This window comes from Methylobacterium sp. E-025, assembly GCF_022829705.1.
GTDB lineage: Bacteria > Pseudomonadota > Alphaproteobacteria > Rhizobiales > Beijerinckiaceae > Methylobacterium.
Genome location: NZ_JAKSYR010000091.1, coordinates 1 through 25,802, shown reverse-complemented (window position 1 = coordinate 25,802; position 25,802 = coordinate 1). Strand labels below are relative to the sequence as shown.

At 72.2% G+C, this 25,802-nt stretch carries 30 protein-coding genes and 1 pseudogene; 22 read left to right on the top strand and 9 right to left on the bottom strand.

The genetic code is table 11. The annotated features are described in order from the left end of the window. Positions 1-87 precede the first annotated feature (87 nt). From MKK64_RS11400 to MKK64_RS11360, 10 genes are all read left to right on the top strand, one after another. Positions 88-666, top strand: a complete 579-nt coding sequence (locus MKK64_RS11400) for a L,D-transpeptidase (protein ID WP_243934834.1) — start codon at positions 88-90, stop codon at positions 664-666. A gap of 392 nt (positions 667-1,058) precedes the next feature. Further along, complete coding sequence (locus MKK64_RS11395; protein ID WP_243934826.1) at positions 1,059-1,502, top strand: hypothetical protein; 444 nt, start codon at positions 1,059-1,061, stop codon at positions 1,500-1,502. Between the two features lie 149 nt (positions 1,503-1,651). Next, the gene (locus MKK64_RS11390) at positions 1,652-3,670 is read left to right on the top strand and encodes an acetyl/propionyl/methylcrotonyl-CoA carboxylase subunit alpha (RefSeq protein ID WP_243934824.1); all 2,019 of its coding nucleotides are present in this window, start codon (positions 1,652-1,654) and stop codon (positions 3,668-3,670) included. Between the two features lie 30 nt (positions 3,671-3,700). Continuing rightward, the gene (locus MKK64_RS11385; RefSeq protein WP_147842464.1) at positions 3,701-3,931 is read left to right on the top strand and encodes a hypothetical protein; all 231 of its coding nucleotides are present in this window, start codon (positions 3,701-3,703) and stop codon (positions 3,929-3,931) included. Then, positions 3,928-4,053 (top strand): hypothetical protein, encoded by a 126-nt coding sequence (locus tag MKK64_RS28085; RefSeq protein ID WP_279593141.1) that lies wholly within the window; start codon positions 3,928-3,930, stop codon positions 4,051-4,053. Before MKK64_RS11385 ends, MKK64_RS28085 begins: the two co-directional genes overlap by 4 nt. A 24-nt stretch (positions 4,054-4,077) precedes the next feature. Beyond that, complete coding sequence (locus MKK64_RS11380) at positions 4,078-4,509, top strand: gamma-glutamylcyclotransferase family protein (protein ID WP_147842465.1); 432 nt, start codon at positions 4,078-4,080, stop codon at positions 4,507-4,509. Between the two features lie 131 nt (positions 4,510-4,640). Beyond that, a complete protein-coding gene (locus tag MKK64_RS11375; protein WP_243934817.1) occupies positions 4,641-5,447 on the top strand; it encodes a formate/nitrite transporter family protein in 807 nt (268 codons plus the stop codon). Positions 5,448-5,499: 52 nt separating this feature from the next. Further along, a complete protein-coding gene (locus MKK64_RS11370; protein WP_243934810.1) occupies positions 5,500-5,781 on the top strand; it encodes an acylphosphatase in 282 nt (93 codons plus the stop codon). A 130-nt stretch (positions 5,782-5,911) separates the two neighbouring features. Beyond that, entirely contained in the window at positions 5,912-6,670 is a 759-nt protein-coding gene (locus MKK64_RS11365; protein WP_243934803.1) for a DUF599 domain-containing protein, read from the top strand. 47 nt (positions 6,671-6,717) lie between these two features. Next, positions 6,718-6,948 carry a DUF3253 domain-containing protein gene (locus MKK64_RS11360; protein WP_147726996.1) on the top strand — a complete coding sequence of 77 codons (231 nt, stop codon included), beginning with the start codon at positions 6,718-6,720 and terminating at the stop codon, positions 6,946-6,948. On the opposite strand, the gene MKK64_RS11355 is transcribed toward MKK64_RS11360, so the two are convergent. The 5 genes from MKK64_RS11355 to epmA form a co-directional block, all read right to left on the bottom strand. Continuing rightward, positions 6,921-7,745: a YdcF family protein gene (locus MKK64_RS11355; RefSeq protein ID WP_243934802.1), complete on the bottom strand. Its 825-nt coding sequence runs from the start codon at positions 7,743-7,745 to the stop codon at positions 6,921-6,923. The two genes, MKK64_RS11360 and MKK64_RS11355, sit on opposite strands and share 28 nt — an antisense overlap. Positions 7,746-7,772: 27 nt before the next feature. After that, on the bottom strand, positions 7,773-8,417 hold the full coding sequence (locus MKK64_RS11350; protein ID WP_243934793.1) for a dimethylmenaquinone methyltransferase: 645 nt from the start codon (positions 8,415-8,417) through the stop codon (positions 7,773-7,775). A 119-nt stretch (positions 8,418-8,536) separates the two neighbouring features. Next, positions 8,537-9,157 (bottom strand): glutathione S-transferase family protein, encoded by a 621-nt coding sequence (locus tag MKK64_RS11345; RefSeq protein WP_243934791.1) that lies wholly within the window; start codon positions 9,155-9,157, stop codon positions 8,537-8,539. A 4-nt stretch (positions 9,158-9,161) separates the two neighbouring features. Next, entirely contained in the window at positions 9,162-10,232 is a 1,071-nt protein-coding gene (locus MKK64_RS11340; RefSeq protein WP_147843682.1) for a lysine-2,3-aminomutase-like protein, read from the bottom strand. Further along, positions 10,229-11,284, bottom strand: coding sequence for an EF-P lysine aminoacylase EpmA (gene epmA, locus MKK64_RS11335; RefSeq protein ID WP_243934789.1), 1,056 nt, complete (start codon positions 11,282-11,284; stop codon positions 10,229-10,231). The genes MKK64_RS11340 and epmA overlap by 4 nt, the downstream gene beginning before the upstream one ends. Before the next feature lie 202 nt (positions 11,285-11,486). Between epmA and efp the strand changes: the two genes are divergently transcribed. Next, the gene (efp, locus tag MKK64_RS11330) at positions 11,487-12,053 is read left to right on the top strand and encodes an elongation factor P (protein WP_147728635.1); all 567 of its coding nucleotides are present in this window, start codon (positions 11,487-11,489) and stop codon (positions 12,051-12,053) included. Between the two features lie 19 nt (positions 12,054-12,072). Here the strand turns inward: efp and MKK64_RS11325 are convergent, their stop codons facing one another. Then, positions 12,073-13,083 carry a DUF1624 domain-containing protein gene (locus MKK64_RS11325; protein ID WP_243934787.1) on the bottom strand — a complete coding sequence of 337 codons (1,011 nt, stop codon included), beginning with the start codon at positions 13,081-13,083 and terminating at the stop codon, positions 12,073-12,075. A gap of 379 nt (positions 13,084-13,462) precedes the next feature. Between MKK64_RS11325 and MKK64_RS11320 the strand changes: the two genes are divergently transcribed. The 8 genes from MKK64_RS11320 to MKK64_RS11285 all read left to right on the top strand — a co-directional run bounded on the left by MKK64_RS11320 (position 13,463) and on the right by MKK64_RS11285 (position 18,971). Beyond that, a complete protein-coding gene (locus MKK64_RS11320) occupies positions 13,463-14,071 on the top strand; it encodes a cold-shock protein (RefSeq protein WP_243934785.1) in 609 nt (202 codons plus the stop codon). Next, positions 14,071-14,580, top strand: a complete 510-nt coding sequence (locus MKK64_RS11315) for a DUF192 domain-containing protein (RefSeq protein WP_409567933.1) — start codon at positions 14,071-14,073, stop codon at positions 14,578-14,580. The genes MKK64_RS11320 and MKK64_RS11315 overlap by 1 nt, the downstream gene beginning before the upstream one ends. Positions 14,581-14,730: 150 nt before the next feature. After that, positions 14,731-15,144 (top strand): hypothetical protein, encoded by a 414-nt coding sequence (locus MKK64_RS11310; RefSeq protein ID WP_243934783.1) that lies wholly within the window; start codon positions 14,731-14,733, stop codon positions 15,142-15,144. Between the two features lie 81 nt (positions 15,145-15,225). Beyond that, a complete protein-coding gene (locus tag MKK64_RS11305) occupies positions 15,226-16,107 on the top strand; it encodes a dienelactone hydrolase family protein (RefSeq protein ID WP_243934781.1) in 882 nt (293 codons plus the stop codon). A gap of 215 nt (positions 16,108-16,322) precedes the next feature. Then, positions 16,323-16,781 (top strand): response regulator, encoded by a 459-nt coding sequence (locus MKK64_RS11300; protein WP_147729357.1) that lies wholly within the window; start codon positions 16,323-16,325, stop codon positions 16,779-16,781. A 131-nt stretch (positions 16,782-16,912) separates the two neighbouring features. Next, positions 16,913-18,088 (top strand): chlorophyllase/cutinase-like alpha/beta fold protein, encoded by a 1,176-nt coding sequence (locus MKK64_RS11295; RefSeq protein ID WP_243934773.1) that lies wholly within the window; start codon positions 16,913-16,915, stop codon positions 18,086-18,088. Positions 18,089-18,116: 28 nt separating this feature from the next. Continuing rightward, entirely contained in the window at positions 18,117-18,713 is a 597-nt protein-coding gene (locus MKK64_RS11290; RefSeq protein WP_243934770.1) for a glutathione S-transferase, read from the top strand. Positions 18,714-18,770: 57 nt separating this feature from the next. Continuing rightward, a complete protein-coding gene (locus tag MKK64_RS11285) occupies positions 18,771-18,971 on the top strand; it encodes a hypothetical protein (RefSeq protein ID WP_243934769.1) in 201 nt (66 codons plus the stop codon). Between the two features lie 9 nt (positions 18,972-18,980). Here the strand turns inward: MKK64_RS11285 and MKK64_RS11280 are convergent, their stop codons facing one another. The 3 genes from MKK64_RS11280 to MKK64_RS11270 are packed head-to-tail and all read right to left on the bottom strand — an operon-like array spanning position 18,981 to position 21,949. Next, entirely contained in the window at positions 18,981-19,841 is an 861-nt protein-coding gene (locus MKK64_RS11280) for a formyltransferase family protein (RefSeq protein WP_147844340.1), read from the bottom strand. Continuing rightward, positions 19,841-20,608: an SDR family NAD(P)-dependent oxidoreductase gene (locus MKK64_RS11275; RefSeq protein ID WP_147844339.1), complete on the bottom strand. Its 768-nt coding sequence runs from the start codon at positions 20,606-20,608 to the stop codon at positions 19,841-19,843. The genes MKK64_RS11280 and MKK64_RS11275 overlap by 1 nt, the downstream gene beginning before the upstream one ends. A gap of 33 nt (positions 20,609-20,641) precedes the next feature. After that, positions 20,642-21,949, bottom strand: a complete 1,308-nt coding sequence (locus tag MKK64_RS11270) for a capsule biosynthesis protein (protein WP_243934761.1) — start codon at positions 21,947-21,949, stop codon at positions 20,642-20,644. A gap of 406 nt (positions 21,950-22,355) precedes the next feature. On the opposite strand from MKK64_RS11270, the gene MKK64_RS11265 reads away from it, so the two are divergent. The 3 genes and pseudogenes from MKK64_RS11265 to MKK64_RS11255 all read left to right on the top strand — a co-directional run. Beyond that, on the top strand, positions 22,356-23,876 hold the full coding sequence (locus tag MKK64_RS11265) for a capsular biosynthesis protein (protein ID WP_243934759.1): 1,521 nt from the start codon (positions 22,356-22,358) through the stop codon (positions 23,874-23,876). A 10-nt stretch (positions 23,877-23,886) separates the two neighbouring features. Then, positions 23,887-25,383, top strand: a complete 1,497-nt coding sequence (locus MKK64_RS11260) for an LTA synthase family protein (RefSeq protein ID WP_243934757.1) — start codon at positions 23,887-23,889, stop codon at positions 25,381-25,383. A gap of 215 nt (positions 25,384-25,598) precedes the next feature. Further along, positions 25,599-25,802: pseudogene (locus tag MKK64_RS11255) on the top strand (sugar transporter); the annotation flags it as partial.

Genomic DNA, 25,802 nt, shown 5'->3' with positions numbered 1-25,802 from the left:
CGCCGAAGTGCCTCGTCCGCCTATGCTTCGGTCAGTTTCCGTCAACCCTGGTTCGAACGGCGGAAGCCCACTCGAGAGAGGCCCGCCATGCGCTTCGCCCCGATCATCGCGTGTGCCGTGCTGCTCTCGGGCTGCAACTTCAAGGCGGTGCCCGATCCGGCCCTGTCGGCACGGGACACCGCCTTCATGGCGCTGGTGCCGGACGCCGAGTTCGACCCGCACTTCGCCCGCTACCAGGTCACCGACCCGACGAAGGAGCAGCCCGGCACCATCGTGATCGAGACGATGGAGCGGCAGCTCTACCTCGTGCTGCCCGACGGCAAGGCGATGCGCTACGGCGTCACCGTGGGCGACGAGGCCTATGGCTGGAAGGGCACCGCCACGGTCGACCGCAAGGCGGAATGGCCGGCCTGGAACCCGCCGGCCGAGATGGTCAAGCGCTGGCCGCACGTCCACCCGATGCAGGGCGGGCCGGGCAACCCGCTCGGCGCCCGCGCGCTCTATCTCTCCGACAAGGGCCGCGACACGCTCTACCGCATCCACGGCACCAACGAGCCGGAGAAGATCGGCCAGGCCGCGTCGTCCGGCTGCATCCGCATGCGCAACATCGACGTGGTCGACCTGTTCAACCGCGTGCCGGTAGGCGCGACGGTGATCGTGCGCTGAGGGCGGACGACCTTCGGTCCGTTTCCCCTCGTCGTTCCGGGGCTGCGAAGCAGAGCCCGGAACCCAGAACCGCCGACGCCAGCCGGATCCGCCACCGCCGGCGGCTCTGGATTCCGGGCTCGCCTGCGGCGCCCCGGAATGACGGGATAGCGGTGAGCGGGTGACGTTTCATCTGCGTTCCCGGAGAGCGGGCGACGATCGTGCGGTCTCGACAGATGCCGGCATGTCGCTCGAAAAAAGCAAGATTCTCGAAACGCTCATTCGTGAGCACGTTTTAACCTGAACGCCGGTTCAGATTTGGCCGTTAACCTCTGAAGACGATCTCGTCTCCTACAGTCCAATACACACGAGGACAGGCGGCGGCCGAACAAAGGTCGCGGAGGAATTCGGTGATGATCAACGTTTCTCTTCAAGACTTCTGCAACCATGCCGTCGCCGAGGGCCGCATTGCGGCGGCCGCCGTGCAGGTTCTGCTGCGCGACGTGCTGCCGGACGGCATCGCCCATCGCGACGAGGCCGACATGCTGATCGCCCTGGAGCGGGCGGTGCCCGACGCCGACCCGGCCTTCGCCGACGCGCTGGTCGCCCTCGTGGTCGACTTCGCGGTCTGGGGCGAGCGTCCCTCGGGCTACGTCGACCGCGCGGTCGCCGCCTGGCTTTCGGCGTCGCTCGCCGGCCTCACCGGCCCGACGTCGGCCGGCGCGCGAATCGCCGTCGAGGTCGTCCGGGAGGCGCAGGGGAGCGCCGAGGCGCTGATGGTGTTCGCGATGGAAGCCAACCGCTGGACCCGCGAGCCGGCCAGGACCGACCGGCCGCGCTTCGCGCTGGCCGCTTGAAACGAGACCAAAAACTTTTGACCGCGGTCGCCCAGGCATCGGCCGCCGGCACAGCTTCCGTCGCCTGCGGATCTGCTTTATCGGGAACGCTCTATCCGGCTCACGCCAAGCCGCTTCCTGAAGACGACCAGACCCGAGCGCGATAAAAGATGTTCGACAAGATCCTGATCGCAAACCGGGGCGAGATCGCCTGCCGCGTCATCAAGACGGCGCGGCGCATGGGCATCAAGACCGTGGCGGTCTACTCGGACGCCGACCGCGACGCGGTCCACGTGGCGATGGCCGACGAGGCCGTCCACATCGGCCCGGCGGCGGCGGCGCAATCGTACCTCGTCATCGAGAAGATCATCGACGCCTGCAAGCAGACCGGGGCGCAGGCGGTGCATCCGGGCTACGGCTTCCTGTCCGAGCGCGAGGCCTTCGCCAACGCGCTCGCAGAGGCCGGCATCGTCTTCATCGGCCCGAACGCCGGCGCCATCGCCGCGATGGGCGACAAGATCGAATCCAAGAAGGCGGCGGCCGCCGCCAACGTCTCGACGGTGCCGGGCTTCCTCGGCGTGATCGAGAGCCCCGAGCACGCCGTCGAGATCGCCGACGGCATCGGCTATCCGGTGATGATCAAGGCGTCCGCCGGCGGTGGCGGCAAGGGCATGCGCATCGCCTACGCCTCGGGCGAGGTCGCGGAGGGCTTCGCCCGCGCGAAGTCCGAGGCCGCCTCGTCCTTCGGCGACGACCGGGTGTTCATCGAGAAGTTCATCACCGATCCGCGCCACATCGAGATCCAGGTGATCGGCGACAAGCACGGCAACGTGGTCTACCTCGGCGAGCGCGAGTGCTCGATTCAGCGCCGCAACCAGAAGGTCATCGAGGAGGCACCCTCGCCCCTTCTCGACGAGGCCACCCGCCGGAAGATGGGCGAGCAGGCGGTCGCCCTGGCGAAGGCCGTGGACTACGATTCCGCCGGCACGGTCGAGTTCGTCGCCGGCCAGGACAAGTCGTTCTACTTCCTGGAGATGAACACCCGCCTCCAGGTCGAGCATCCGGTCACCGAGATGATCACCGGCGTCGACCTCGTCGAGCTGATGATCCGGGTGGCGGCCGGCGAGACGCTGCCGCTCACGCAGGATCGGGTGACGCTCGACGGCTGGGCGGTGGAGAGCCGCGTCTACGCCGAGGATCCGACCCGCAACTTCCTGCCCTCGATCGGCCGGCTCACCACCTACCGGCCGCCGGAGGAGGGCACGTTCGGCACCGGCAAGGTCCGCAACGACACCGGCGTGGAGGAGGGCGGCGAGATCGCGATCCACTACGATCCGATGATCGCCAAGCTCGTCACCTGGGCGCCGACCCGCGCCGAGGCGATCGAGCTCCAGGCCGAGGCGCTCGACGCCTTCGCCATCGACGGCATCCGCCACAACATCCCGTTCCTCGCCGCCCTGATGGCGCATCCGCGCTGGCGCGAGGGGGCGCTGTCCACCGGCTTCATCGCCGAGGAGTTCCCGGAAGGGTTCTCCGCGCCCGAGCCGAAGGGCGCGGTGGCGCAGCGGATGATGGCGGCCGCGGCCGCGATCGACCACAAGCTCAACGCGCGCAAGCGCGGCATCTCCGGCCAGATGCGCGACCCCGCGCTGCTGCACTTCGAGCGCGACCGGGTGGTGATGCTGGCCGGCGAGGCGTTCCCCGTCACCGTCGATCCGCACGAGGATGCGCTGGCGCAGAACTGCCTCGTCGTCACCGAGGCCGACGGCACCGCCCACGTCGTCGAGAGCGACTGGCGCCCGGGCGAGCCGGTCTGGACCGGCACGATCGGCGCGCAGCGCGTCGCGATCCAGGTGCGCGGGCTGCTCAACGGCGTCGCGCTCCAGCATGCGGGCGCCGCGGCCGAGGCCCGCGTCTACACCCGCCGCGAGGCCGAACTCGCCGCGCTGATGCCGGTGAAGGAGGATGCCGGCTCCGGCAAGCAGGTGCTCTGCCCGATGCCCGGCCTGGTGAAGCAGATCCTGGTCACCGAAGGCCAGGAGGTGAAGAACGGCGAGGCCATCGCCATCGTCGAGGCGATGAAGATGGAGAACGTGCTCCGCGCCGAGCGCGACGCCACGGTGGCGAAGGTCCACGCCAAGGAGGGCGAGAGCCTCGCCGTCGATGCGGTGATCCTGGAATTCGCCTGAGTCGCGTCAGCCGATCGAGGCGATCGCCCGGTGCGTGCGGCGAACATCGAGCAAACGAAGCTCCTCGCGACGGCGATCAACAATGTCGCCGTGGCGTTCATCGTAATCGGCTTCGTCACGCCGATCACCGCTGCAAGCTTCAATCTCGGCGGTGTCGGACCGCTCCGATCGGAAAGCACGGTGTTGACCCTGGTCTGGCTTTTCACCGGGATCGGCATACATTTAATCGCGAGGCGCATCCTGCGAGGCATCACGCCGTGAATTCCGGCCAGATCTTCGTCGTCTTCGGCATCCCGGCGATCGCATTGGCGACCGCCTATCTCGCCATGCGCGCGAACGAATGGGCGATTCGCCGCGACGAGCGCCTGCCGCCGGGCGAGTAGTCGATTCCGGCCGATCCGAAATCCATGCCTCTCTACTTCGCCTACGGCGCCAACATGGATGCCGCCGCCATGGCCTCCCGCTGCCCGGCCTCGCGGCTGATCGGGCAGGGCCGGCTGCACCGCCACCGCTTCATCGTCATGCGCGAGGGCTACGCCTCGGTGGTGCGCGACGGGCGCCACACGGTCTGGGGCGTGCTGTGGGAGCTGGCCCTCGCCGACGTCCCCGCCCTCGACCGCTACGAGGGCGTTGCCGGCGGCCTCTACGTGAAGGCCTCGCAGCCGGTCGCGACCGCGGGCGGCGTCAAGCGCGCGCTGATCTATCTCGGCCGCTCCACCGCCTGCGGCGTGCCGAAGCCCGGCTATCTCGAGGCCGTGCTCGCGGCGGGCGAGGCCGCGCAGCTGCCGGCCCCCTACCTGCGCGAGGTGCGCGGCTGGCGTCGCGGAGCGCCGACCTAGGTGCGACGCAGATGCCGCGGCTTCAACGTCCGGTTTGGCCCTGACCTTGCCTGCTCCCGGATCGCAGAACATCGAACACCGGGAGCCTTCCGCCAATGGACTTCGTTAAACCTACGGACATGGCCGCGACCATGAGCGATTCGGGCGTCATGCGCGCCGAGCTGTCGATCCGCGACATGCTCGTGCGCGGCATGATGGCGGGCGCGCTGCTCGGCATCGCCACCAGCCTCGCCCTCACCGGGGCGGTGCAGACCGGCGTGCCCTTCGTCGGCGCCATCGTCTTTCCCGTCGGCTTCGTGATGATCGTGTGCCTCGGGCTCGAGCTCTGCACCGGGAACTTCGGCATCCTGACGCTGTCCTGGATGGAGAACCGGATCGGGTTCGCGCCGATGATGCGCAACTTCGCCTGGAGCTTCATCGGCAACCTGCTCGGCAGCGTGCTGTACGCGCTGCTCCTGGTGATCGCGCTGACCAACGCGTGGCACACGCCCGTCGCCGGCGTCGCGCAGAAGCTGGTCGAGATCGCCTCGGCCAAGACGATCGCCTACGAGAACCTCGGCACGGCCGGGATGCTGACCTGCTTCGTCAAGGCGATGCTGTGCAACTGGATGGTCTGCCTCGGCGTGACGATGTCGATGATGTCGACCTCGACCTTCGGCAAGATCCTCGGCGCCTGGCTGCCGATCTTCCTGTTCTTCGCGCAGGGGTTCGAGCATGCGGTGGTGAACATGTTCGTCATCCCCGCCGGCATGATGCTCGGCGCGCCGGTCCATTTCAGCGAGTGGTGGCTGTGGAACCAGATCCCCGTCACGCTGGGCAACTTCGTCGGCGGAGTGCTGTTCATCTCGGTGGCATGGTACCTGACCTACCGTCAGAGGACCGTCGATCCGGCCCGCGTCGAGGGCCGTCCGCAGGGCCGCGCCGCCATCGCCCGCTGAGAACGACCCGACGCGGCCGGACACCTCGGGCGTCCGGCCGCGTTGTGCCGTCATGAGCGAGATCAAAAGCGTCGCCGTCGTCGTCGTCGGCCGGGTCCAGGGCGTCACCTATCGCGCCTGGACCCGGCGCGAGGCCGAGGCGCGCGGCCTGTCGGGGCACGTGAGCAACCGCGCGGACGGGGCGGTCGAGGCCGCGTTCACCGGGCCGGCCGACGCGGTCGAGGCGATGGTGCAGGCGTGCTGGGCTGGGCCGCCCGGCGCCCGCGTCGAGCGGGTCGAAGTGACGGCCGGCGAGCCGTCCGCCGGCGCCTCCGGGTTCGCAATCCGGCGGTGAGGGGTCCCGCGCATGGACGGCCTGCTCCGGCGCGTCTCGACAGCGCGCGCCACGCCGGGGTAGCCATCCCGCGGTCCCGATGCGCCCACGGCCGGCGCGGCGCGCGGGCCCGATGGGCACCCCGGGGACGATGACCGACCTCCCTTCCACCACGCTGCTCGCCGCCTACCTGCCCTCCGGGTTCTCGCCGATCGACCTCGGCGCGCTGATCTACTTCGTGCTGGCCTGGCTCGGCTACGGCCTCTCCGTCGGGCGCCTGCGCGGACGGATGGTGTCGCTGAGCCAGATCATGAACGCGCAGCGCGAGGAATGGGCGCGCCAGCTGATCGTGCGCGAAAACCGCGTGGTCGACACCACGATCAACGCCTCGCTGCAGAACGGCACCGCCTTCTTCGCCTCGACGTCGCTGATCGCGCTCGGCGGCGTGCTCACCCTGTCGCGCTCCGGCGACGACGTGCTCAACCTGTTCGGCACGCTGCCCTTCGGCACGATCGCCACGCGCACGACCTGGGAGATCAAGGTCGCAGGGCTCGCGGTCGTGTTCGTCTATGCCTTCTTCAAGTTTGCCTGGGCCTACCGGCTGTTCAACTACAGTGCGATCCTGCTCGGGACCGTGCCGCCCAAGGGCTCGGGGGCGAGCGAGTCCGCGATGCTGCGCGCCGCGCGGCGCGTGGCGGCGATGAACACCGCGGCCGGGCTCCACTTCGCCCGCGGGCAGCGTGCGTTCTTCTTCGCGTTGGCGTATCTCGGGTGGTTCGTCAGCCCCTATTTCCTCGTCGCCTCGACGACGGCGGTCGTGTTCGTGATGTGGCGGCGCCAGTTCGTCTCCGAGATCCGCGCGATCCTGCTCGCCGACGGCGCCCCGCCCGCCGAAGGATCCACGCCGTGAGCGACGACCGCACCGGAACCCGCAGCGAGGACGCGATCGAGGAGACGATGCTGCGTCTCGTGGCCGAGCGCGGCCCCGGCAAGACCATCTGCCCCTCGGAGGTCGCACGCGCGCTGGCGGGGTCGGATCCGGACCAGTGGAGCCCCCTGATGCAGCCGGTGCGCCGCATCGCCGTGCGCCTGACCAAGGCCGGCCGCCTCGCCATTCTGCGGAAGGGCAAGCCCGCCGATCCGGACGATTTTCGCGGGATCTACAGGTTGTCGCTCCCCGAGGGCTGATCCGCCGGCCCCGGCAGCAGCGCGTCGGTGTAGCCGGCGAGCCGGTAGACCGCGAGGCCGATCCATTCCTTCACCGCCAGGTCGAGCACCAGCAGCCCCTCCGAGGCGAAGCTGCCGAAGCGCAGCGCGTCGCGCGGGCCGCGGGTGCGGTAGTCGACGGGGAAGGCGACGACGTGGAAGCCGGCCGCGCGGAAACAGCCCATCGCCCGCGGCATGTGGAAGGCCGAGGTCACCAGCAGCCAGCGCTCGCCCGGCTTCGGCTGGGCCATCGCGGCGGAGAACAGCGCGTTCTCGCGGGTGTTGCGCGAGCGGTTCTCCAGGATCAGCCGGGTGCGCGGCAGGCCGAGGGTGTCGGCGTCGCGGCTGACGATGTCGGCCTCGGCGATCGCCCCGTCGACGAGGCTGCCGCTGCCGCCGGAGAACATCAGCCGCGCCTGCGGGTAGCGCCGGGCGAGATCGGCCATGTAGATCGGCCGCTCGCCGGCATCGTTGACGACCACCTGCCCGCGGCCGGACGACAACCCGGCCTCGATCCCGCCGCCGAGCACGATGATGCCGTCGGGCGGGCGATCGTCGGCGTAAGCCGGGAAGCGCTGCTCCAGCGGCAGCACCGCCCAGGCCGAGAGCGGCGACAGGCCGCCTGCGAGCAGGCCGAGGAGGCCGAACGCGCTCAAAGCTCCGCCGAGGCGCCGCCGCGCGGTCGCGAGCGTCAGCGCGACGCCGACGAGCCCGACGAGGGCGAAAACGTTCGACGGGGTGATCAGGAAGAAGATCACCTTCGAGAGCGGGAAGAACATCGGCGCGGGTCCGGCGGGCGTCGGACCTCAGGCCTTCGTCTCGGCCTCGTAGCGGGCCAGGGTTTCGGCGTCCGGCGGCAGCAGGGTGGCGAGGCTCGCGCCCTTCTCCGCCTCGCGGGTGAGCCAGAGATCGAGGCGCTGCTGCTCGACCGCCTCCAGCGCCACCGCCTCGGCGATGTCAACCGGGATCACCACCACGCCGTCGGGGCCGCCGACCACGACGTCGCCGGGATGCACCGCGGCCCCGGCGCAGGCGATCGGCTCGCCGGAGACCGCAAGCTGAAGCGTACCCTCGCCCGGCGCAAACGCGGCGTCCCAGACGGCGAGGCCGCTCTCAGCTGCGAGGCAGCCGTCGGTGACGAGGCCGGCGACGCCGCGGGCGGAGAGCCGCGCGGCCAGGATCGCGCCGAAGGGGAGGGCGAGCCCGGAGCGGCCGGTATCGACCACGACGACGGCGCCCTCGGGCACCGCCTCGATCGCCTCCGCGAGCGAGCGCGCGACCTCGCCGCGCGCCGGGATCATTCGCAGCGTCACGGCCGGCCCGACGGCTCGGCCCGAACCGGCGATGCCGGAGAGCGCGCAGGCCGGGACGCCGCGGCGCGCCAGGGCGCGGGCGAGGCTCGCCACGGTGACCGCGGAGAGGGCGTCGCGCAGGGTCGGGTCGAGGGCCATCGGGGTGCGGTCTCCGGGCAGGCTGCCTGACGCCCAAGTGGGTCGCGCAGGGGCGAGGGCAAGGCGGGCAACGGTTGAGCAGGGCAGGGGCAAGGCCGGTCGGCCAAGACGTGCCGGCGTCAGCTGATCGGCGCGGCGAAGATCCGGGCGGCGGCGGGCCGCTGCGCCAGCGCCGCGTACCAGCGCCGGATCTCGGGCCGCTCGACGCGCTCCGCCGGCAGGGCGAGCCAGCGGTGGGCGGCGCAGCCGAGCGCGATGTCGGCGATCGAGAAGCGCGTGCCGACGACGAAGGTTCGGTCGGCGAGGTGCCGGTCGAGGATCGCGGCGAGGGCCTCGGACCGTTCGAGCGAGCTTGCGATGAGGGCATGGTCGCGCGCATCCGGCGCGGCGCGGTAGAGCTGCCAGAACGCGTCGCGCATCGCCGGGGTGAAGCTCGTCGCCTGCCAGTCGAGCCATTGCTGCACCTGCGCCCGCTCGCGCCGGTCGTCGGGCAGGCGGAGCACGCCCTCCGCCCCGTCCGCGAGGTAGCGCAGGATCGCGTTCGACTCCCACAGGGCGAAGTCGTCCTCCTGCAGCACCGGCACCAGGCCGTTCGGGTTCATCGCCCGGTAGGCGGGGTCGGCGACCACGCCGTGCGCGCCGCCGGCCTCGACCCGCTCGTAGGCGAGGCCGGATTCGTCGAGCCCCCAGAGGGCCTTCTGCACGTTGACGGAGTTCGCCCGCCCCCAGAGCCTGCGCATCGGCTTATTCCTGCTCGCTCGCCTCGGGCCGATACGGCTCGGGCGGATAGGCATGCACGCCGCCGTTCGGATCGGTGATCCGGGTGCCGTCGCGATCCGCCGCGACGTAGCCCGGCCCGACCGGCACCTTGCCGTGGCCACCGGGGATGTCGAGGACGTAGGTCGGCTGGGCCAGCCCCGAAAGCCGGCCGCGGAGCGTGCGCATCAGCGCCTGCCCGGCATCGAGCCCGGTGCGCAGGTGAGCCGTGCCCGGCGCGAGGTCGCCGTGATGCAGGTAGTACGGCTTGATCCGGTTCTCGACGAAGCTCCGCATCAGCGCCTCCATCACCGCCGCATCGTCGTTGACGCCGGCGAGCAGCACCGTCTGGCTCACCATCGGGATCCCGGCGTCGACCAGCCGCGCGCAGGCGGCCCGCGCCTCGGCGCCGAACTCGCGGGCGTGGTTGGCGTGCAGGGCCACGAACACCGCCCGGCCGAAGCCTTTCAGCGCGGCGATCAGAGCGTCGGTCACCAGGGCGGGGCTCACCACCGGCACGCGGGTGTGGACCCGCAGGACCTTGACGTGGGGCACGCGCTCGAGCCGCCGCGCGATGTCGGCCAGCCTGCGCGGCGAGAGCGCGAACGGGTCGCCGCCGGTCAGCACCACCTCCCAGATCGCCGGGTCGGCGGCGATGTAGGCCAGCGCCGCATCGAGCTCGGCCTCGCTCAGCGTGCCGGCGCCTTCCGGCCCGACCACCTCGCGGCGGAAGCAGAAGCGGCAATAGACCGGGCAAACGTGGAGCGGCTTCAGCAGCACCCGGTCGGGATAGCGGTGGACGAGGCCGGGCATCTTCTCGTGGACGGCGTCGCCGATCGGGTCGGCGCGTTCCTCGGCCGCGGTGACGACTTCCTCCGCCCGCGGCACGAACTGGCGGGCGATCGGGTCATGCGGGTCGGCGGCGTCGATCAGCTCGGCCATGTCGGGGGTGATCGACACGGCGTAGCGCGCGGCCACCGCCCGCAGGGCCGGCAGGTCGGCCGCCGCCACGAGGCCCGCGGCGGCGAGCTCGTCCGGGCTGCGCAGCGGGCGGTTCATCGCGTTCCGCCCGCGACGGGGGTCCAGATCACGTCCTCGATATGCGGCGCGCCGGTCGCGAGCATCACCAGCCGGTCGAAGCCGAGCGCGCAGCCCGACGCCTCCGGCATCACCGCCAAGGCGTCGAGGAAGTCGTCGTCGATCGGATAGGTCTCGCCGTAGACGCGATGCTTCTCCGCCATCTCGCAGGCGAAGCGCCGGCCCTGCTCGGCGGCGTCGGTCAGCTCGCCGAAGGCGTTGGCGAGCTCGACGCCGCAGGCATAGAGCTCGAACCGCTCCGACACCCGCGGGTCGTCCGCGCTCGGGCGGGCGAGCGCCGCCTCGCTCACCGGGTACTCGCACAGGATCGTCGGCCGCCCGTGCCCGAGATGCGGCTCGATCCGCGCCACCAGCACGCGGCTGAACAGGTCGGCCCAGGTGTCGTCGGCGGCCACCCGCAGGCCCGCCTGCGCAACCGCAGCGGCGAGCCCGTCGCGGTCGGTGGCGCCGTCCCGCGACAGGGTGGCGAGGAGGTCGATGCCGGCATGCCGGTCGAAGGCGTCGGCCAGCGTCAGCCGCTCCGGATCGGCGAAGGGATCGCAGGTCCGATCGCGATGGCGCAGCCGCGCCGTCGCCGCCGTCTCGGCGGCGAGCCGCAGCAGGTCGGCGCAATCGGCCATCAGCACGGCGTAGGGCTCGCCGGCGCGATACCATTCCAGCATCGTGAATTCGGGATGATGCAGCAACCCGCGCTCGCGGTTGCGGAAGACGTGGCCGAGGCTGAACAGCCGCGATTCGCCGGCCGCCAGCAGCTTCTTGCAGGCGAATTCCGGCGAGGTGTGGAGGTAGAGCGGCGCGCGCAGCCCGTCGCCGCCGATCGCCTCGGTGGCGAAGGCGGAGAGATGCGCCTCGTTGCCGGGCGAGACCTGGAGGCAGGCGGCCTCGACCTCGACGAAGTCGCGGGTTGCGAAGTGGCCGCGGAGCGCATGGGCGATGCGGTTGCGCAGGATCAGCAGCGGGCGCCGGTCGGCGTGCCGGTGCGGCGCCCACCACGGGGAGGGGGCCGCCGTCACCGGGCGGCCCTGCGATCGGCGGATCGGACGTTTCCGGCTTCGAACACGCGCGCTCCCGGCGGACCGATACTGGCGCGGCTGGCAACCGGGCCGCGGATAGGATAGTGCCGGAGCCCGATATCGCTCTCGAGGGATATGCCTCTCCCGCGGGGCACCGCGCTAGGCGCGCGAACCCCGCCTTGTCAACGCAGGACCTGACCCCGTGAAGGTGATCGCTTCTACCCTCCGCAAGGGCAACGTCGTCGATAAGGACGGCAAGCTCTACGTCATCCTGTTCGCGGAGAACATCCATCCCGGCAAGGGCACCCCCGTGACGCAGCTCGACATGCGCCGCATCACCGACGGGGTGAAGGTGTCGGAGCGCTACCGCACCACCGAGCAGGTCGAGCGCGCCTTCGTCGAGGACAAGGAGCACACCTTCCTCTACAGCGACTCGGAGGGGTTCCACTTCATGAACCCGGAGAGCTACGAGCAGATCCAGGTGCCGGCCGACGTGGTCGGCGACGCCGCCCCCTACCTGCAGGAGGGCATGGCGGTGATGGTCTCGCAGCACAACGGCGTGGCGCTGACGATCGAGCTGCCGCAGCGCGTCGTGCTCGAGGTCGCCGAGACCGAGCCAGCGATGAAGGGGCAGACCGCCTCGTCCTCCTACAAGCCGGCCACCCTGTCGAACGGCGTCCGCACCACCGTGCCGCCGCACATCGCCGCCGGCACCCGCATCGTGGTGATGACCGCCGACGGCGCCTACGTCGAGCGCGCCAAGGACTGAGGCATCCGGGAACGGGGGGCTACGGCGGCGGCGCCGTGCCCTCGGAGGCCTCGTAGCAGCGCTGCGACAGGCCCTGCGCCCGCATGCGCTCCGGCACGGTGAAGCCGCGGCCCTCCACCGACCACAGGCCCTCCCTGCGCAGGGCGTCGGCGGTGCAGCGCGCCGCGATCCGGCACGAGCCCGGCTCGCCCCCGGTGCGGGTGCAGGTCTCGACGTAGTCCGCCCGGAACTTCGCCAGCCCGGCGCGCGGATGCGGCCCGGTTAGCGCGACCAGGCCCGTCAGCGCCCCGAGCAGGAGCGGCTGGTGCACGAGGTAGATCGCCAGGCTGTGGCGACCGGCGAAGGTCGCAGCCCGTGCGCCTCGGCTCCGCGGCTGCCAGAGACCCGCCCGCGAGCGCGCGAACCAGGGCAGGGCGATCCGGCCGAGGGCGACCCCGAGCAGCACGATCCCGAACCACGGGAACAGCGGCACGTAGTCGTTGGTCTGCGGCGTCAGCCGGCCGAGGCCGAGGAAGAACAGCGCAGGCGCATCGAGCAGCGGATGCGCCACGAGGTGCGGCAGCGCCACGACCAGGGCGCCGGCCAGCGCCGTCACCACCGCCGGCACGAACAGGAACGGCAGCGCCAGCACGCTCGACACCGCGATGCAGTGCAGGATGCCGAAGAAGATGAAGCTGTCCGGGAAGGCGTAGAACGTCGCCAGGGTGATCAGCGCCGCCGCCCCGCCGACCCGCAGCAGCCGCAGGGCGGTCGGCCGCAGCCGAACGCCGCGGCCGTTCATCAGCACCAGACCGACCCCGACCAAAACGAGGAACGTTCCGGCGATGACGTGCGCCGCGACCCGCCCCGCGGGCGACAGCGCGACGTTCTCGGGCGTGAGGCGGAGGTACCCGAGGTCCCAGGTCAGGTGATAAGCGGCCATCGCCGCGAGCGCGGCGGCACGCCCGGCATCGATCGCCGGGATCCGGCGGGACGCGACGGCAGGCGCTTCCGGCGCGTTCGTCGGGGCGAATGTGGGATCGGGTGGCATGGCCGGCCCCCTAAGCACCATTCGCCGCGCGCGGCCATGGGCGGCTCCGAAGATTCGTGCGGCGGACGGCGCGTCGACGGTGCTCCCGCCACCTGCTGCGCCGCAGCAACAGTCACGAGAAAGTGACCGAACTCGGTTGTTTGCGCCGGGAGCGTTCCGATGGGGTCGGCCGGCGCAAAAGCGTGAGTCCGGACACGGACTTGGGCCTGCTCGATGCTCGCCGAACCGGCACGGATCGCCGCGGAAGCGTGCCGATCGGGCCGGCCATTGCCGTCGGACCGTCCAGGCCTGCCGGGCAAAGAGGCTTTCGCCGCTTCAAGACTTCGTTAATCCTGGCCGGGAAACGCACGTCGCGATTCGGTGTAGGTTGCTTATCGACATGTCTGACGGGTTCGGATCAGGGCCGGCGAGCTCACGGGCAACGGACGGCGCGGGCATCGGCGCCTCATCGCAGGCCGACGTCGAGGAGCCCCTCGACCTCGTCGAGGTGTCGGGCCGGATCAAGTGGTTCGACGTCGCCAAGGGGTTCGGCTTCATCGTCCCCGACGACGGCATGCCCGACGTGCTGCTCCACGTCACCTGCCTGCGCCGCGACGGCCACCAGAACGCCAGCGAGGGCGCCCGCATCGTGGTCGAGGCGACCGAGCGCACCCGCGGCTGGCAGGCCTTCCGGGTCCTGTCGCTCGACCAATCCTCCGCCACGCACCCGTCCGAGCTGCCGCTGCCGCGCACCCATGTCAGCGTGACGCCGACGAGCGGGCTCGAGACCGCCGTGGTGAAGTGGTTCAACCGCCTGCGCGGCTTCGGCTTCCTGACGCGGGGCGACGGCACGCCGGACATCTTCGTGCACATGGAAACCCTGCGACGCTACGGTATCGCCGAATTGAAGCCCGGCGAGACGGTGCTCGTGCGATACGGCGACGGCTCCAAGGGCGTGATGGCCGCCGAGGTTCGGCTGCCCGACGGAGCCGTTCCGTCCTCGCATTGATGGTGTTGCGCTTGTCTCGCGTCCGAAACCTTCTCGCCGGCGGCCTGGCCCTCGGCCTCCTCGGCATGGCCGCCCTGCCGTCGGCGCTCGCTCCCGCCTCGGCCGAGGAGGCGCGACAGGCCAGGAGCCAGACTGAGCCGCTGAGCATCCGCTCCAAGGACGGCACCCACCGTTTCGACGTCGAGGTGATGCGCGACGATGCCGGCCGCACCCGCGGGCTGATGTTCCGCCGCACGATGGCGCCGAACCACGGCATGCTGTTCGACTTCGAGCGGTCCGAGCCGGTCGCGATGTGGATGAAGAACACCTACCTGCCGCTCGACATGCTGTTCATCCGCGCCGACGGCACCATCGCCCGGGTCGCTGCCGACACCGAGCCGCTGTCGACCGCCATCATCGCATCGCCGGAGCCGGTGCTCTCGGTGCTGGAGCTGAATGCCGGCGTCGCCGCCAAGCTCGGGATCAAGGCCGGCGACCGCGTCGAGCACCCGCTGTTCCAGGCACGCTGACCCGGAGCGCCGTCGCGCCGGGAAAATATGAACGCATCGAGAACATCGCGCTTGACGCCCGTTCCGTTGCGGATCACTGTTCCTCGTATGTTCCACGTGGAACAGGCGCGCGATAGTCGCGCCTCTTCCGCGAAGGTGGCGAGGATCCCGATGATCGACGCAACTATCGCCTCTTGCGCAAAGGCCGTCCTGTTCCGCAACGCCGACTGGACCCTGTCGGGCGAGGGCCTGGAACACCGCACGACCGGCTACTTCATCAGTCGCGACGTGCTCGCCGCCCGCCGCGCTGAGGGCCTGTGGGACTGGCCGCTGCAGATGGCCGAGAAGAGCTGGTGCCGGCCGAGCCTGTTCCGCGAGGCGTTCCTGACCGCGCTCGACGCGTTCGGCATCGCGCGCGATGCCGGCCTGAGCCAGGCCTTCGCTCTCGGCTTCGGCTTCCGCGCCGGGCAGGCGCCGCAGGCCGACGGGTTCGTCGCGCTCGCCGACCTGCTGCGGCCGCAGCCCGCGCCGCGGCCCGTCCCGGTGCCGGCGCGCCGGCCGGCACGGGTCTCCGCCGGCGCCTGAGCGTCCCGCCCGGGCGGCTCCGCACGGTTGACCCGGGCCCGGCAGCGTGGTGCGCTGGCCGGAGGGTTCGAGGAGCACGGCATGACGCACGACAACGAAGGCGGCGGCGAGGGCCTCGACGGATTGATCGTCCCGCCGCTGTCGCGGCGGGGCTTCGTGATGACGAGCCTCATCAGCGGCTTCACCCTCGCGGTGACGCTGGTGGAGGCGCAGGTCATCCACACCGACGACACCGGGATCGAGGCCGGCGAGGTGCGGATCCCGGCGGCCGACGGGCCGATGCCGGGCTATCGCGCGGTTCCCGAGGGGGCCGGGCCGTTTCCGCTGGTGCTGGTGATCGAGGAGATCTTCGGCGTCCACGAATACATCAAGGACATCTGCCGTCGCCTGGCCAAGGCCGGCTACTGCGCCGTTGCGCCGGAGCTCTACGCCCGGCAGGGCGACCTGTCGCAGATGACCGACCCCAAGCTGATCATCCGCGACGTGATCTCGAAGACGCCGGACGCGCAGTGGATCGGCGACCTCGACGCCACCGTCGCCTGGGCGACCTCCGCCGCCAAGGGCGATCCGGCGCGCCTCGGGGTGATGGGCTGGTGCCGCGGCGGCCGTGCCGCCTGGCTCTACGACGCCCACCGCCGCGACCTGAAGGCGGCGGTCGCGTGGTACGGCCCGCTCGGCGGCGACCCGACCGACATCCAGCCGCGCAGCGCCGGATCGGTGGCCGGCCAGATCAACGCACCGCTGCTCGGCCTCTACGGGGGCGCCGACACCGGCATCCCGGTCGCGACCGCCGAGGCCGCCCGCGACGCGGCGAAGGCCGCCGGCAAGCTGGTGGAGTTGGTCGTCTACCCGGAGGCCCCGCACGGCTTCCATGCCGATTACCGGCCGAGCTACCGCAAGGAGGCGGCCGAGGACGGCTGGCGCCGCGCCCTCGCATTCCTGAAGGCGAACGGCGTCGGCTAGGTCGCGCCGACGGTCCGCGACCAGCGGTCACGGCGGCTCCGGCACGCTCCTTCAGGGTTGTGTGCCCTATCCGACACGGCGGGGACGACCGGTTTATGCCAGGATGGGGCCGGGCGGCGCGTGCACGCACGGGTCGACCCCCGTTCGCATCGACGATGGCGATGAACGACCGATCCGAGGGGCCGACCATCCGGCCCGCCTAGAGTGTCCCGGCTATGACCGACGTGAACCCGCCCGGACAGAAGCCCGTCATCCTCGTGGTGGAGGATCAGCCGGACGAGCGCTTCCTCGCCGCGACCCTCCTGGAGGAAACCGGCTTCACCGTGATCGAGGCGGAGACGGCGGAGCGGGCGCTTGCCATCCTCAACGATCGCGGCGACGAGGTCAGCGTGGTCTTCTCGGACGTGCGCACGCCGGGACCGATCGGCGGTTTCGAGCTGGCGCGGATCATCGGCGTCACGTGGCCGCGGGTGCGCGTGCTCCTCACCTCGGGCGATGCCGGCGACCAGCCGAGCGACCTGCGCGTCTCGGCGACCTTCATCCCGAAGCCGTGGCGGGCCGAGGACATCCTGGCCTGGGTCGAGCAGGCGGCCGGGCGCCCGGCCGGATCGTCGACGGGGCCGTCGGTGATCGGCCCCGGCGGCAAGCTGGTCCCGCACGCCCTCGAACCCTGAGGCTTCGCCGTGCGAACCCCGCCCCGGTGCAGGGCCTGCCGCGAGGAGGCCGGCGCATCGCCCCGGGGGCCGAATCTGCTATGCCGGCCCGCGAGCGGTCTGCCCCCCTTCTCGAAGCGATCGAGCCGTCCATGTTCCTGAAAGACCATCGCGGCCCGTTGGCCGCGGGCCTGTTCGGCCTCCTCGTCTCGGTGCTGCCCGCCGCGGCCGCGGCGCCGCCGGCCCAGCCGAACGACGGGCCGGGCGGCGTCGGCGACCGCAAGCTCACCATCGTCAAGCGCGCGGTCGGGCGCACCGGCGCCTCGACCTTCGTGTTCCACGCCGCCGGCGCGGCCCCCGCCGAGGGGCGCCCGGTCGCGGTGCTCCTGCACGGCTGGGGCGCCACCAACCCGCAGAGCTACGGCGCCTGGATCGACCATCTCGCCCGCAACGGCTGGCTCGTCCTGTTCCCGCGCTTCCAGGACGTGAACCGGACCCGGCCCGTCGATGCCGTCGCCAACGCGGAGGGCGCGCTCAAGACCGCCTTCGAGGCGCTGGCCGCCGACGCGGAGGGCAAGCCCGACCTGGGGAAGGTCGCGCTGATCGGCCACCTCGCGGGCGTCCCGCTCGCCATGGACATCGCGGCCGACGCGAAGGCGCAGGACCTGCCCGTGCCGAAGCTGGTGTTCGGGGTGATGCCGGGCGGCATCGCCAGCGGGCCGAAGTCGCGCGGCATCGTGCTCGGCGATCTCGCGAAGATCGCGCCGCAGACGCTGCTGATCGCCATGATCGGCGATCGCGACGCCCGCGCGGCCGACCTGGCCGCCCGCCGGCTGCTGCGCGAGGCGAGCGCCGTGCCGACGGAGCGCAAGCTGTTCATGCGCGCGCTTTCCGACGACCACGGCTTCCCGGCGCTCACCGCGACGCTCGCGGCGCCGGCCGGGCTCGATGCCGCGTTCGACGGCGCGGCGATCAAGCTGCCGGCCGACCCGAAGGACACCAAGCCGCCGCCGTTCAAGTGGTCGGCCGACATGTCGCTCTCCGGCGAGCAGCAGACGCTGGTGGCGCAGATCAACAACGCCCGCGCCGACACCCTCGACTACCTCGCGTTCTGGAAGACCTTCGACCTCGCGGCGACCGCGGCCTTCGCCGGTCAGGACGCCACCGGCCTGAAGACCAATCCGCGCTTCGGCGACATGGAGCGCTGGGCCGACGGCTGGCCGGTGAAGCGCCTCTTCGTCGAGACGCCGCGCGCGAGCCCGCCCGCCGCCGTCACGCCGGCGGCGACGGCCGGCACCGTCCCGGCCAAACCCGCCGCCCGGCGCTGATCGCGCCGCCCACGCCGACGAGACCCCGATGAAGCTGTTCCATTCCCCGACCTCGCCCTTCGTCCGCAAGGTGATGGTGGCGGCCCAGGAGCTCGGCTTGGCCGAGCGCATCGAGACGCTGCCGAGCGCCGTCCACCCGGTGACCCGGGACGGGCGCGTGCTGAGCGTGCATCCGCTGGCGCAGGTCCCGACCCTGATCCTCGACGACGGCGCGGCGATCGCCGACAGCCGGGTGATCTGCGAGTACCTCGATGCGCTCGCCGGCGGCCACCTGTTCCCGGCGCCGGGCGCAGCGCGCTGGACCGCGCTGAACCTGCAATCGACCGCCGACGCGGTGCTCGATGCCGCCCTGCTGATCCGCTACGAGCTGACCGCGCGACCCGAATCCGAGCGCTCGCAGGCGTGGATGGACGGGCAGACCGCCAAGATCGTCACCGCCCTCGACTGGTTCGAGACGCAGGCGCCGTCGCTCGCGGGCGTCGACATCGGCACCATCGCGCTCGCCTGCGCCCTCGGCTACCTCGACCTGCGCTTCGCCGAGCTCGGCTGGCGCGCGAGCCGACCGGGCCTGGCCGCCTGGTTCGCGACCTTCGGCGAGCGGGCGTCGATGCGGGCGACGGCCTGACGCGACCGGCGCGGTTCTTGCGGCGGCCGGCATCGTCCGAGAGTGGGATGCCGAGCCATGCCCGATTTCGTCGCCGCGCTGCTTGCCGCCGCCGCCTTCTGCCTCGTCCTCATGGCCCTGAACGCGCTCACGCGCGGGCTGGTCCACTGGCAGCTGGCGCCGTCCGACCTCGCCGAGAACGGCTTCCTGCAGCTCGGAGGCGCCGTGGTTCTGGCCCGCGTCGCCTACCGGCGCGCTCCGGTCCGCCGCATCACCTAGGCCGCCGTATCAAGCGCCGCGCGCCGACAGGCTCAGGGCTTCGCGCAGGTCGCCGACATCGGTGAGATAGCGGCCCCGGCGGCGCATCGCCTTGAGGAAGCCGGCATCCGGGAACGGGCAATAGGGCAGCACCGGCACGGTGCGGCCTTCCGGCACCGCGCCGTCGCGGGCGATATCGGCCAGCACCGCATCGAGCAGGTTCCGGCCGTGCTCGTGCAGCAGTACGGCGGCGCGGGTCGCGGTCACGTCCGCGGGCAGCGCGACCGGCGCCTGCTCGAGGATCGCGCCGGCATCGATCGCCACGGCCAGCCGGTGGACCGTCACGCCGAAGGCGTCCGGCCCCTCGGCCAGCGCATGGATCGTCGGCACCGGCCCGCGATGGCGCGGCAGCAGGCCGGGATGGACGTTGAGGCCACCGAGCCGCGCCCGCGCGATCGTCTCGCCCGCCAGGATCTGGTCGAAGTGAAAGGTGACGATCAGGTCCGGCCCGTGCCGCCGCAGGAGATCGGCGACGTCGGCACCGTTGACGTCGTCGACCGTCAGCGTCGGGATGCCGTGCCGCCGGCACAGGGTCGCGAGCGGCGTCGCCTCGGGCGAGCCGGTGGTGCGGGCGATGCGCTGGGTCAGCGGCGCGACCGGGCGGAGCAGGTCGGGCAGGCCGAAATTCACCGCGAGGTAGGGCAGAAAGGCCGGCCCGGAGCGGGCGAGATGGCGCCGGACCTGCCCGACGAGGCCGCCGGTCGAGGGCCGCTCGGCATTCGACAGGCCGACGAAGGCGATCTCCGCGGCGTGGTCGGCCACGAACCGGCGCACCGCACGCGCGTTCGGCAGCGCTTCCAGCGCGAAGAGCGCGATGCTGGGCTTGGGCATCAGCGGCGCGGCCGCAGCTGGAAGCGGAAGGCGCGCATGGCGGCGGTGCGCAGGAATTCCGGTGCGACGAGGCCGGCCCGGGCGAGGTGGAAGAGCACGCTCGGGAAGGTGACGATCTCCCGGTTGCGCACCAGCCCGCGGGCGATGCGCTCGGCGGCCTGATCGGCGCTCATCTCGAGTGGCCGCCAGCCCTTGAGCTGGCCGCCCATCGGCGTCTTCACGTAGCCCGGCATCACCACGTTGACCCGCACGCCCCTCGGCGCGAGCTTGGCGCGCAGGGCCTGCCCATGCGCGACCAGCGCCGCCTTGGTGCCGCTGTAGGATGGGGCGTCGGCGAGCGGCGCGTAGGCGGCGAGCGAGGAGATCAGGGCAATCTGCCCGCGCCCCCGGGCCGCCATGGCGGTGACGCAGGGCAGCACGACGTTGAGGCAGCCGACGAGGTTGATGTCGAGGGTCTCGAAGGCGACGTCCTCGCTCTCGACCTCGCCGGTCGGATGGCCGCCGTTGACGCCGGCATTGGCGATCACGAGGTCGATCGGGTCATCCCCGTCGAGGGTCCTGATCCAGGCGCGGACCGCCTCGCGGTCGCGCAGGTCCAGGGGCACGACCGTCGCTGCGGCGCCGCGGGCGCGGCACGCGGCGGCCACCGTTTCGAGGCGGCCGCGGTCGCGGGCGTTGAGGGTCAGGCGGTTTCCGGGCAAGGCATAGCGGCGGGCGAGCGCCGCGCCGATGCCGCTCGACGCGCCGGTGATCAGGATGTGGGGCATGATCCGGGTGCTACCGCGCGCCGGTCGGCCGAATCAATACACCTCGGCGAGACGGCCGGCATCGGCCTCGCCCTCGCGGATCGTCCGGGCGGCCGCGACCCGGGCGTCGGGGAGCGCCGCCTCCATCCGCGGGACCGTCGCGGCGACGGCGCGGGCGATGGCGGCCTTGGAGAAGTAGCCGCCGTTCACCTGCGTCCGGTGCAGCACCACGCGGCGGAAATCCGACATCAGGCCGAGATCCGGAGCGGTCGGTGCGGTCCAGAACCCGTCGATGTCGCCCTGATGGGTGAGGCCGGGCATGTTGTAGATCGCGGTGCCGAGCGCCATCGTCGGCCGGCCCATCTCCAGCGAGAGCATGCCGACGGTGCTGTTGACGATCACCACGCCGCGGGCGCCGGCGATCAGGCTGGGCAGCTCGCCGCCGTCGATGAAGTCGAGGCGCTCGCTCACCCCGTGGCGGCGGGCCGAGGCGCGGGCGAACTTGCGCCAGTTGATCAGGCCGGCATCGAGGGGGTGGAGCTTCACCAGCAGCCGGGTCGGCGCCTGCGAGGCCTCTGCGAAGGACTTGATCACCCGGTCCATGAAGCCCTCGACCCCGAGGAAGGGGGAGTGCACGCGGATCTGGTAGTCGCTGTCGAGCTGGAGCGGCAGCAGGAAGTAGTCGCAGCCGACCGCGTTGTAGATCTCGTTGCAGCGGGCGGCCTCGCGCCTGGTCCGGCCGCGGCGGGAGAACTTCTTGATCCAGCCGGCATATTCCATCGCGATATGCGTCGGGCGGTGGCTGCGGAAGCGCGGGTAGAGGTAGGGGAAGCAGACGTTGGCGACGTTGTAGCCGACGTCCCAGATGCTGCGCAGGGCCATGTCGCCGGTCGAGGGCATCGCGCGGCCGGGCTGCGGCAGGCGGCGCGCCAGCGCCCGGACGCCCTCGGCGGTCTTCGGAAGGGTCGAGTACCCGTTCACGCCGCCGAGCTCGCAGGTGATCCAGTTCGGGCGGATGTAGCCCTCCTCGAACACGTGAACGCGCAGGCCGCGGGCGACCGCGACGGCGCGCGCGACGACGTGATAGGGGCGGCAATCGCCGAACAGGACGATGTCGGTCACGCCGTAGGTGGCGACGTAGGCGTCGAGCCAGCGCTCCCAGCCGGGCCGGGTGCCGCGGTAATGGTCCGCGTCGCCGCGCCAGAACAGCCAGTCGCCGGGACAGAAGTTGATCCGCCGCACCCGATGCCCGCGGGCGGCCAGGGCGCCGCCGAGATCGGAGAAGAAGGTCGAGGCGAGGCCCTGGAGGAAGAGGAACGTCGCCGGGCTCGCATCGACGGAATCTGGGCGAGGCTGAAGCATTCCGGGGCGCTCTGTACCTTCAGCGGACGGGACGGGGCAGCCACCACGGGTCGCACGGTCGAGGCGGCCCGGCAATCCGGGGCCGTTCCGCCCCGCACGATTCCGCCGGGCCGTGGCCGTCCCGCAACGCCGTCGCGGCCGGCCCCGAACGGGTAACGAGCTAGGAGCCAATCGCGGCGGCGATATGTCCGGGGGGTGTCCGTTCATGTCCGGCTCATCCGCCCGCCCCAGGAAGCATTCGCCTGCCGCGGATGAATTGGGCTAAAGCCCGCGGGTCCGGGCAGGAACGCGTCGAGGCCGGCGCGACCCGTCGCTCGGCCCTCACGATGGGTCGCGGGATCCCGGCAGGCGATGCCGGGCGCCGCCGCGCGCCCCGCCCGGCCCGGAGCCCTCGACCGAAATGGTGATGCGCCCGATCCTTCCCGACACGCTGTTTCCCGTCGGCCGCACGATCCGGCTGCTGCGCGCCGAGATCGAGGCCGCCACCGGCAGCCGCTTCGGCGCGCCCGGCCTTCGCGGCCGCGCCGTCGTCTGGCGCGACGGGCCGGCCGCCCGGCTGCTGCGGCTCGCCGGCCGTCCCCCGCTCGTCGTGGCGCCCGGGCCGCTGCTCAGCCCCTACGACAGCGCCGAGACCGGGTTCTCGAGCCTGATCCTGACCTTGGCCGGCGAGCCGGTCGGAGGGCGCGAGACGCCGGGCCTTCACCATTTCGACCCCTGGACGCGGGCGCCGATCGACCGCGCGGCCTGCGCCGAGCGCGTCGCCTGGCTCCGGGCGCGGTTTTCCGAGAACGCGCGGCGCGTCGTCTACGTCGGCATCTCGCGCTGGAAGCGGCCGGCGCTCGACGCCTTCGCCGTCGGCCCGAAGGGCACGCCGATCCACACCATGACCGTCGCCACCGCAGTCGCCGCCGCGAAGCGCCACGACGGGCAGGTGCTCGCCTGGGCGACGCGCGCGCCGGAGGCCCTGGAGGCGGCCTGCGCGGAGGCCGGCCTGCCGCTGGCGCGGGTCGAGGACGGCTTCCTGCGCTCGGTCGGCCTCGGGGCGAGCCTGCAGCCCGGCGCCTCGATCGTGGTCGACGATCGCGGCATCTACTACGATCCGCGGCGCGAGAGCCGTCTCTCGCGGATCCTGGCCGAAGCCGAATTTTCCGACGCCCTGGTCACCCGGGCGAAGTCCTTGCGCGAGACGATCGTCGCGCGGCGCCTGAGCAAGTACAATGTCGGCCTCACGGTCGCCGCGGGCGCGTGGCCGGCGGACCGGCGGATCGTGCTGGTGCCGGGCCAGGTCGAGGACGACGCCTCGGTCCGCTACGGCTCGCCGAACGTGCGCTCGAACCGGGCGCTGCTGCAGGCGGCGCGGGCGCGCAACCGGGACGCCTTCCTGCTCTACAAGCCGCATCCCGACGTGGAGGCCGGGTTCCGCCCCGGCGCGATCCCCGAAGCCGAGGCCCTGGGGCTCGCCGACCGGATCGTCTCGGGCCTGAGCATCGTCGACCTGCTCGACCGGGTGCACCACGTCGAGACGATGACCTCGCTCGCCGGCTTCGAGGCGCTGATCCGGGGCCTGAGCGTCGCGACGCACGGGCGGCCGTTCTATGCCGGCTGGGGCCTCACCGAGGATCTCGCGCCCGGCGCCGACCGCGGCCGGACGCTCGCCCTCGACGAGCTCGTCGCCGGCGCGCTGATCCTGTATCCGCGCTACCTCGATCCGGTGGCGATGAAGCCGTGCGGCCCCGAGCAGCTGCTCGACCGCCTCAGCGCCGCCCGCGCCGCGGCGCCCCCGAGCGCCCTCGCGCTCGGCCGGCTCGCCGGCTTCGGCATGCGGGCGCGCTACCGCCTGCTGAACCCGATCGTGCGGGCCCTGCGCGCCCGGCGCGGCGTCGCGTCCGGCGACAAGCCCGTCACCCAGAAGCCCGGGCAAGGTTGAGCCGAGCACGATGTCCTTCCTCCTCGCGACGGTGGTCGCCTTCGTCCTCTGCCTCGCGATCGAGTTCCGCTTCGGCGACGTGCCGGGGCGCGCGAGCCGCAGGCCCGGCGACCTCGCCATCCGGCTCGGCGCCTACGGGCTGATCCTGCTGTTCTGGTTCGTGTTCTCGTGGCGCCCGTGGCTCGCCGCGTCGAGCTGCGTGCTCACCGTCGCGATCCTCCACCTCGTCAGCCACTTGAAACGCGCGGTGATCGGCGAGCCGCTGGTGTTCAGCGACTTCGCGCTGCTCCCGCAGGTGCCGCGCCATCCGCAGCTCTACTACGTGCCGCCGGTCACCAGCCCGCGGATCGCTGTGCCGCTCCTGCTCGGGCTGGCCGGCATCGCGCTGTGGTACCGGATCGAGCCGAGCCTGCTGCCCGCCTCCGCCGGCGGGGCCCTGGCCGCCGTCCTGGGCCTGCCGCTCGGCCTCGCCGCCCTGCTCGTCGCCGCCGATCGCGGGCCGTTCACCGGCCGGGTCGCCCGGCGGTTCCCGCAGCCGGAGCTCGAAGCCGACCTCGCCCGCTACGGCCTGCCCGCCTGCCTGATCGCCTACGCGCTGCGGTGGCGGAGCGAGCGCGGCGGCCCCGCGGCCGTCGCAGCGCCCGCGATCGCGCAGCCGCCGGGCGACGACGTCGTGGTGGTGATCCAGCTCGAATCCTTCCTCGACCCCGAACGGCTCGGCGGACCGCACCTGCCGCTGATGGACCTGATCCGGGCGCGCGCCAGCGAGCACGGCCGCCTGCGGGTGCCGGCGCACGGCGCCTACACCATGCGGACCGAGCACGCCGTGCTCACCGGGCGCGGCGCGCGCGATCTCGGCTTCGGCGTGTTCGACCCCTATCTCGCCTCGCGCGGGAACGAGCCGGGCAGCCTCGCCCGGACGGCCCGGCGGAACGGCTACGCGACCACCTTCGTCCACCCGTTCCACCGCGACTTCTTCCAGCGCGCCCGCGTCATGGAGGCGTTCGGCTTCGACACCCTCGTGATGGAGGAGGCGTTCGGCGACGCGCCCCGCGTTGGACCCTATGTCGGCGATGCGGCCTTCGGCGAGCGCGTGCGCGCCGAGGTCGCGGCACGGCGCGGGCCGCTGTTCCTGTTCGGCGTCACCATGGAGAACCACGGCCCCTGGAAGCCGGGACGCCTGCCGGGGATCGACGACCCGGTCGCCCAGTACCTCCACCACGTCGCCGCCGCCGGGCGCATGGTCGAGGACCTCGTGGCCGCGCTCGCGGGCCTGAACGCGACGCTCTGCATCTACGGCGACCACGCGCCCGCCCTGCCGACCTGCCGGCCCGGCTTCGGCGACACCGCCACCGACTACGCGCTGTTCCGGTTCGGCCACGCCGACCCGGCCGCGCCGCGTCGGGTCGACCGCACCGCCGACGATCTCGGGCGCCGGCTGCGAGCCGCGATCGGCCGGGCCGCGACGTCGGCGGATGGGCCAAGCGTGGCCGTGCCACGGTCGTGACGCAATGCCGGGCGATGTCCGGCGCGCGTGCTCGAGCCGTCGTTAAAGCGATCGCAGGCTTTGGCGCGCAACGTCGAGGCTCCAGCCATGCGCGCGTCGTCCGCCGACACTTCGGCACGGACCTCGGTGGCGCGGGCTCGCGACGAAGACGACAGGGTCATACGGGCGTTGCGTGCCGGTCTCACGGAGACGGGCACGGCTCCGGGAGTTCGAAGATGGTTCGTTTCACGGCGCTGTTCGCGCTGACGGCCTGCCTCGTCGGCGGCTGCTCGGTTCTCCCGGCTTCGGGTCCGACGGCGCGTGCCGTGGAGGCGGGGGCGGAGCTGTCGACGCCGGAGGGGCTGCTGGCGCGCTACGAGCTGGTGGACGTGACCCCGGCGGTGATCGAGGCCCTGCGCGGGCGCCCGCTCGACAGCCTG

Bases quoted from the DNA above. Each gene is read 5' to 3' on its own strand.
- MKK64_RS11400 (WP_243934834.1), top strand. From the start codon at position 88: ATGCGCTTCGCCCCGATCATCGCGTGTGCCGTGCTGCTCTCGGGCTGC.
- MKK64_RS11395 (WP_243934826.1), top strand. From the start codon at position 1,059: ATGATCAACGTTTCTCTTCAAGACTTCTGCAACCATGCCGTCGCCGAG.
- MKK64_RS11390 (WP_243934824.1), top strand. From the start codon at position 1,652: ATGTTCGACAAGATCCTGATCGCAAACCGGGGCGAGATCGCCTGCCGC.
- MKK64_RS11380 (WP_147842465.1), top strand. From the start codon at position 4,078: ATGCCTCTCTACTTCGCCTACGGCGCCAACATGGATGCCGCCGCCATG.
- MKK64_RS11375 (WP_243934817.1), top strand. From the start codon at position 4,641: ATGAGCGATTCGGGCGTCATGCGCGCCGAGCTGTCGATCCGCGACATG.
- MKK64_RS11370 (WP_243934810.1), top strand. From the start codon at position 5,500: ATGAGCGAGATCAAAAGCGTCGCCGTCGTCGTCGTCGGCCGGGTCCAG.
- MKK64_RS11365 (WP_243934803.1), top strand. From the start codon at position 5,912: ATGACCGACCTCCCTTCCACCACGCTGCTCGCCGCCTACCTGCCCTCC.
- MKK64_RS11360 (WP_147726996.1), top strand. From the start codon at position 6,718: ATGCTGCGTCTCGTGGCCGAGCGCGGCCCCGGCAAGACCATCTGCCCC.
- MKK64_RS11355 (WP_243934802.1), bottom strand. From the start codon at position 7,745: ATGTTCTTCCCGCTCTCGAAGGTGATCTTCTTCCTGATCACCCCGTCG.
- MKK64_RS11350 (WP_243934793.1), bottom strand. From the start codon at position 8,417: ATGGCCCTCGACCCGACCCTGCGCGACGCCCTCTCCGCGGTCACCGTG.
- MKK64_RS11345 (WP_243934791.1), bottom strand. From the start codon at position 9,157: ATGCGCAGGCTCTGGGGGCGGGCGAACTCCGTCAACGTGCAGAAGGCC.
- MKK64_RS11340 (WP_147843682.1), bottom strand. From the start codon at position 10,232: ATGAACCGCCCGCTGCGCAGCCCGGACGAGCTCGCCGCCGCGGGCCTC.
- MKK64_RS11325 (WP_243934787.1), bottom strand. From the start codon at position 13,083: ATGCCACCCGATCCCACATTCGCCCCGACGAACGCGCCGGAAGCGCCT.
- MKK64_RS11320 (WP_243934785.1), top strand. From the start codon at position 13,463: ATGTCTGACGGGTTCGGATCAGGGCCGGCGAGCTCACGGGCAACGGAC.
- MKK64_RS11315 (WP_409567933.1), top strand. From the start codon at position 14,071: ATGGTGTTGCGCTTGTCTCGCGTCCGAAACCTTCTCGCCGGCGGCCTG.
- MKK64_RS11310 (WP_243934783.1), top strand. From the start codon at position 14,731: ATGATCGACGCAACTATCGCCTCTTGCGCAAAGGCCGTCCTGTTCCGC.
- MKK64_RS11305 (WP_243934781.1), top strand. From the start codon at position 15,226: ATGACGCACGACAACGAAGGCGGCGGCGAGGGCCTCGACGGATTGATC.
- MKK64_RS11300 (WP_147729357.1), top strand. From the start codon at position 16,323: ATGACCGACGTGAACCCGCCCGGACAGAAGCCCGTCATCCTCGTGGTG.
- MKK64_RS11295 (WP_243934773.1), top strand. From the start codon at position 16,913: ATGTTCCTGAAAGACCATCGCGGCCCGTTGGCCGCGGGCCTGTTCGGC.
- MKK64_RS11290 (WP_243934770.1), top strand. From the start codon at position 18,117: ATGAAGCTGTTCCATTCCCCGACCTCGCCCTTCGTCCGCAAGGTGATG.
- MKK64_RS11285 (WP_243934769.1), top strand. From the start codon at position 18,771: ATGCCCGATTTCGTCGCCGCGCTGCTTGCCGCCGCCGCCTTCTGCCTC.
- MKK64_RS11280 (WP_147844340.1), bottom strand. From the start codon at position 19,841: ATGCCCAAGCCCAGCATCGCGCTCTTCGCGCTGGAAGCGCTGCCGAAC.
- MKK64_RS11275 (WP_147844339.1), bottom strand. From the start codon at position 20,608: ATGCCCCACATCCTGATCACCGGCGCGTCGAGCGGCATCGGCGCGGCG.
- MKK64_RS11270 (WP_243934761.1), bottom strand. From the start codon at position 21,949: ATGCTTCAGCCTCGCCCAGATTCCGTCGATGCGAGCCCGGCGACGTTC.
- MKK64_RS11265 (WP_243934759.1), top strand. From the start codon at position 22,356: ATGCGCCCGATCCTTCCCGACACGCTGTTTCCCGTCGGCCGCACGATC.
- MKK64_RS11260 (WP_243934757.1), top strand. From the start codon at position 23,887: ATGTCCTTCCTCCTCGCGACGGTGGTCGCCTTCGTCCTCTGCCTCGCG.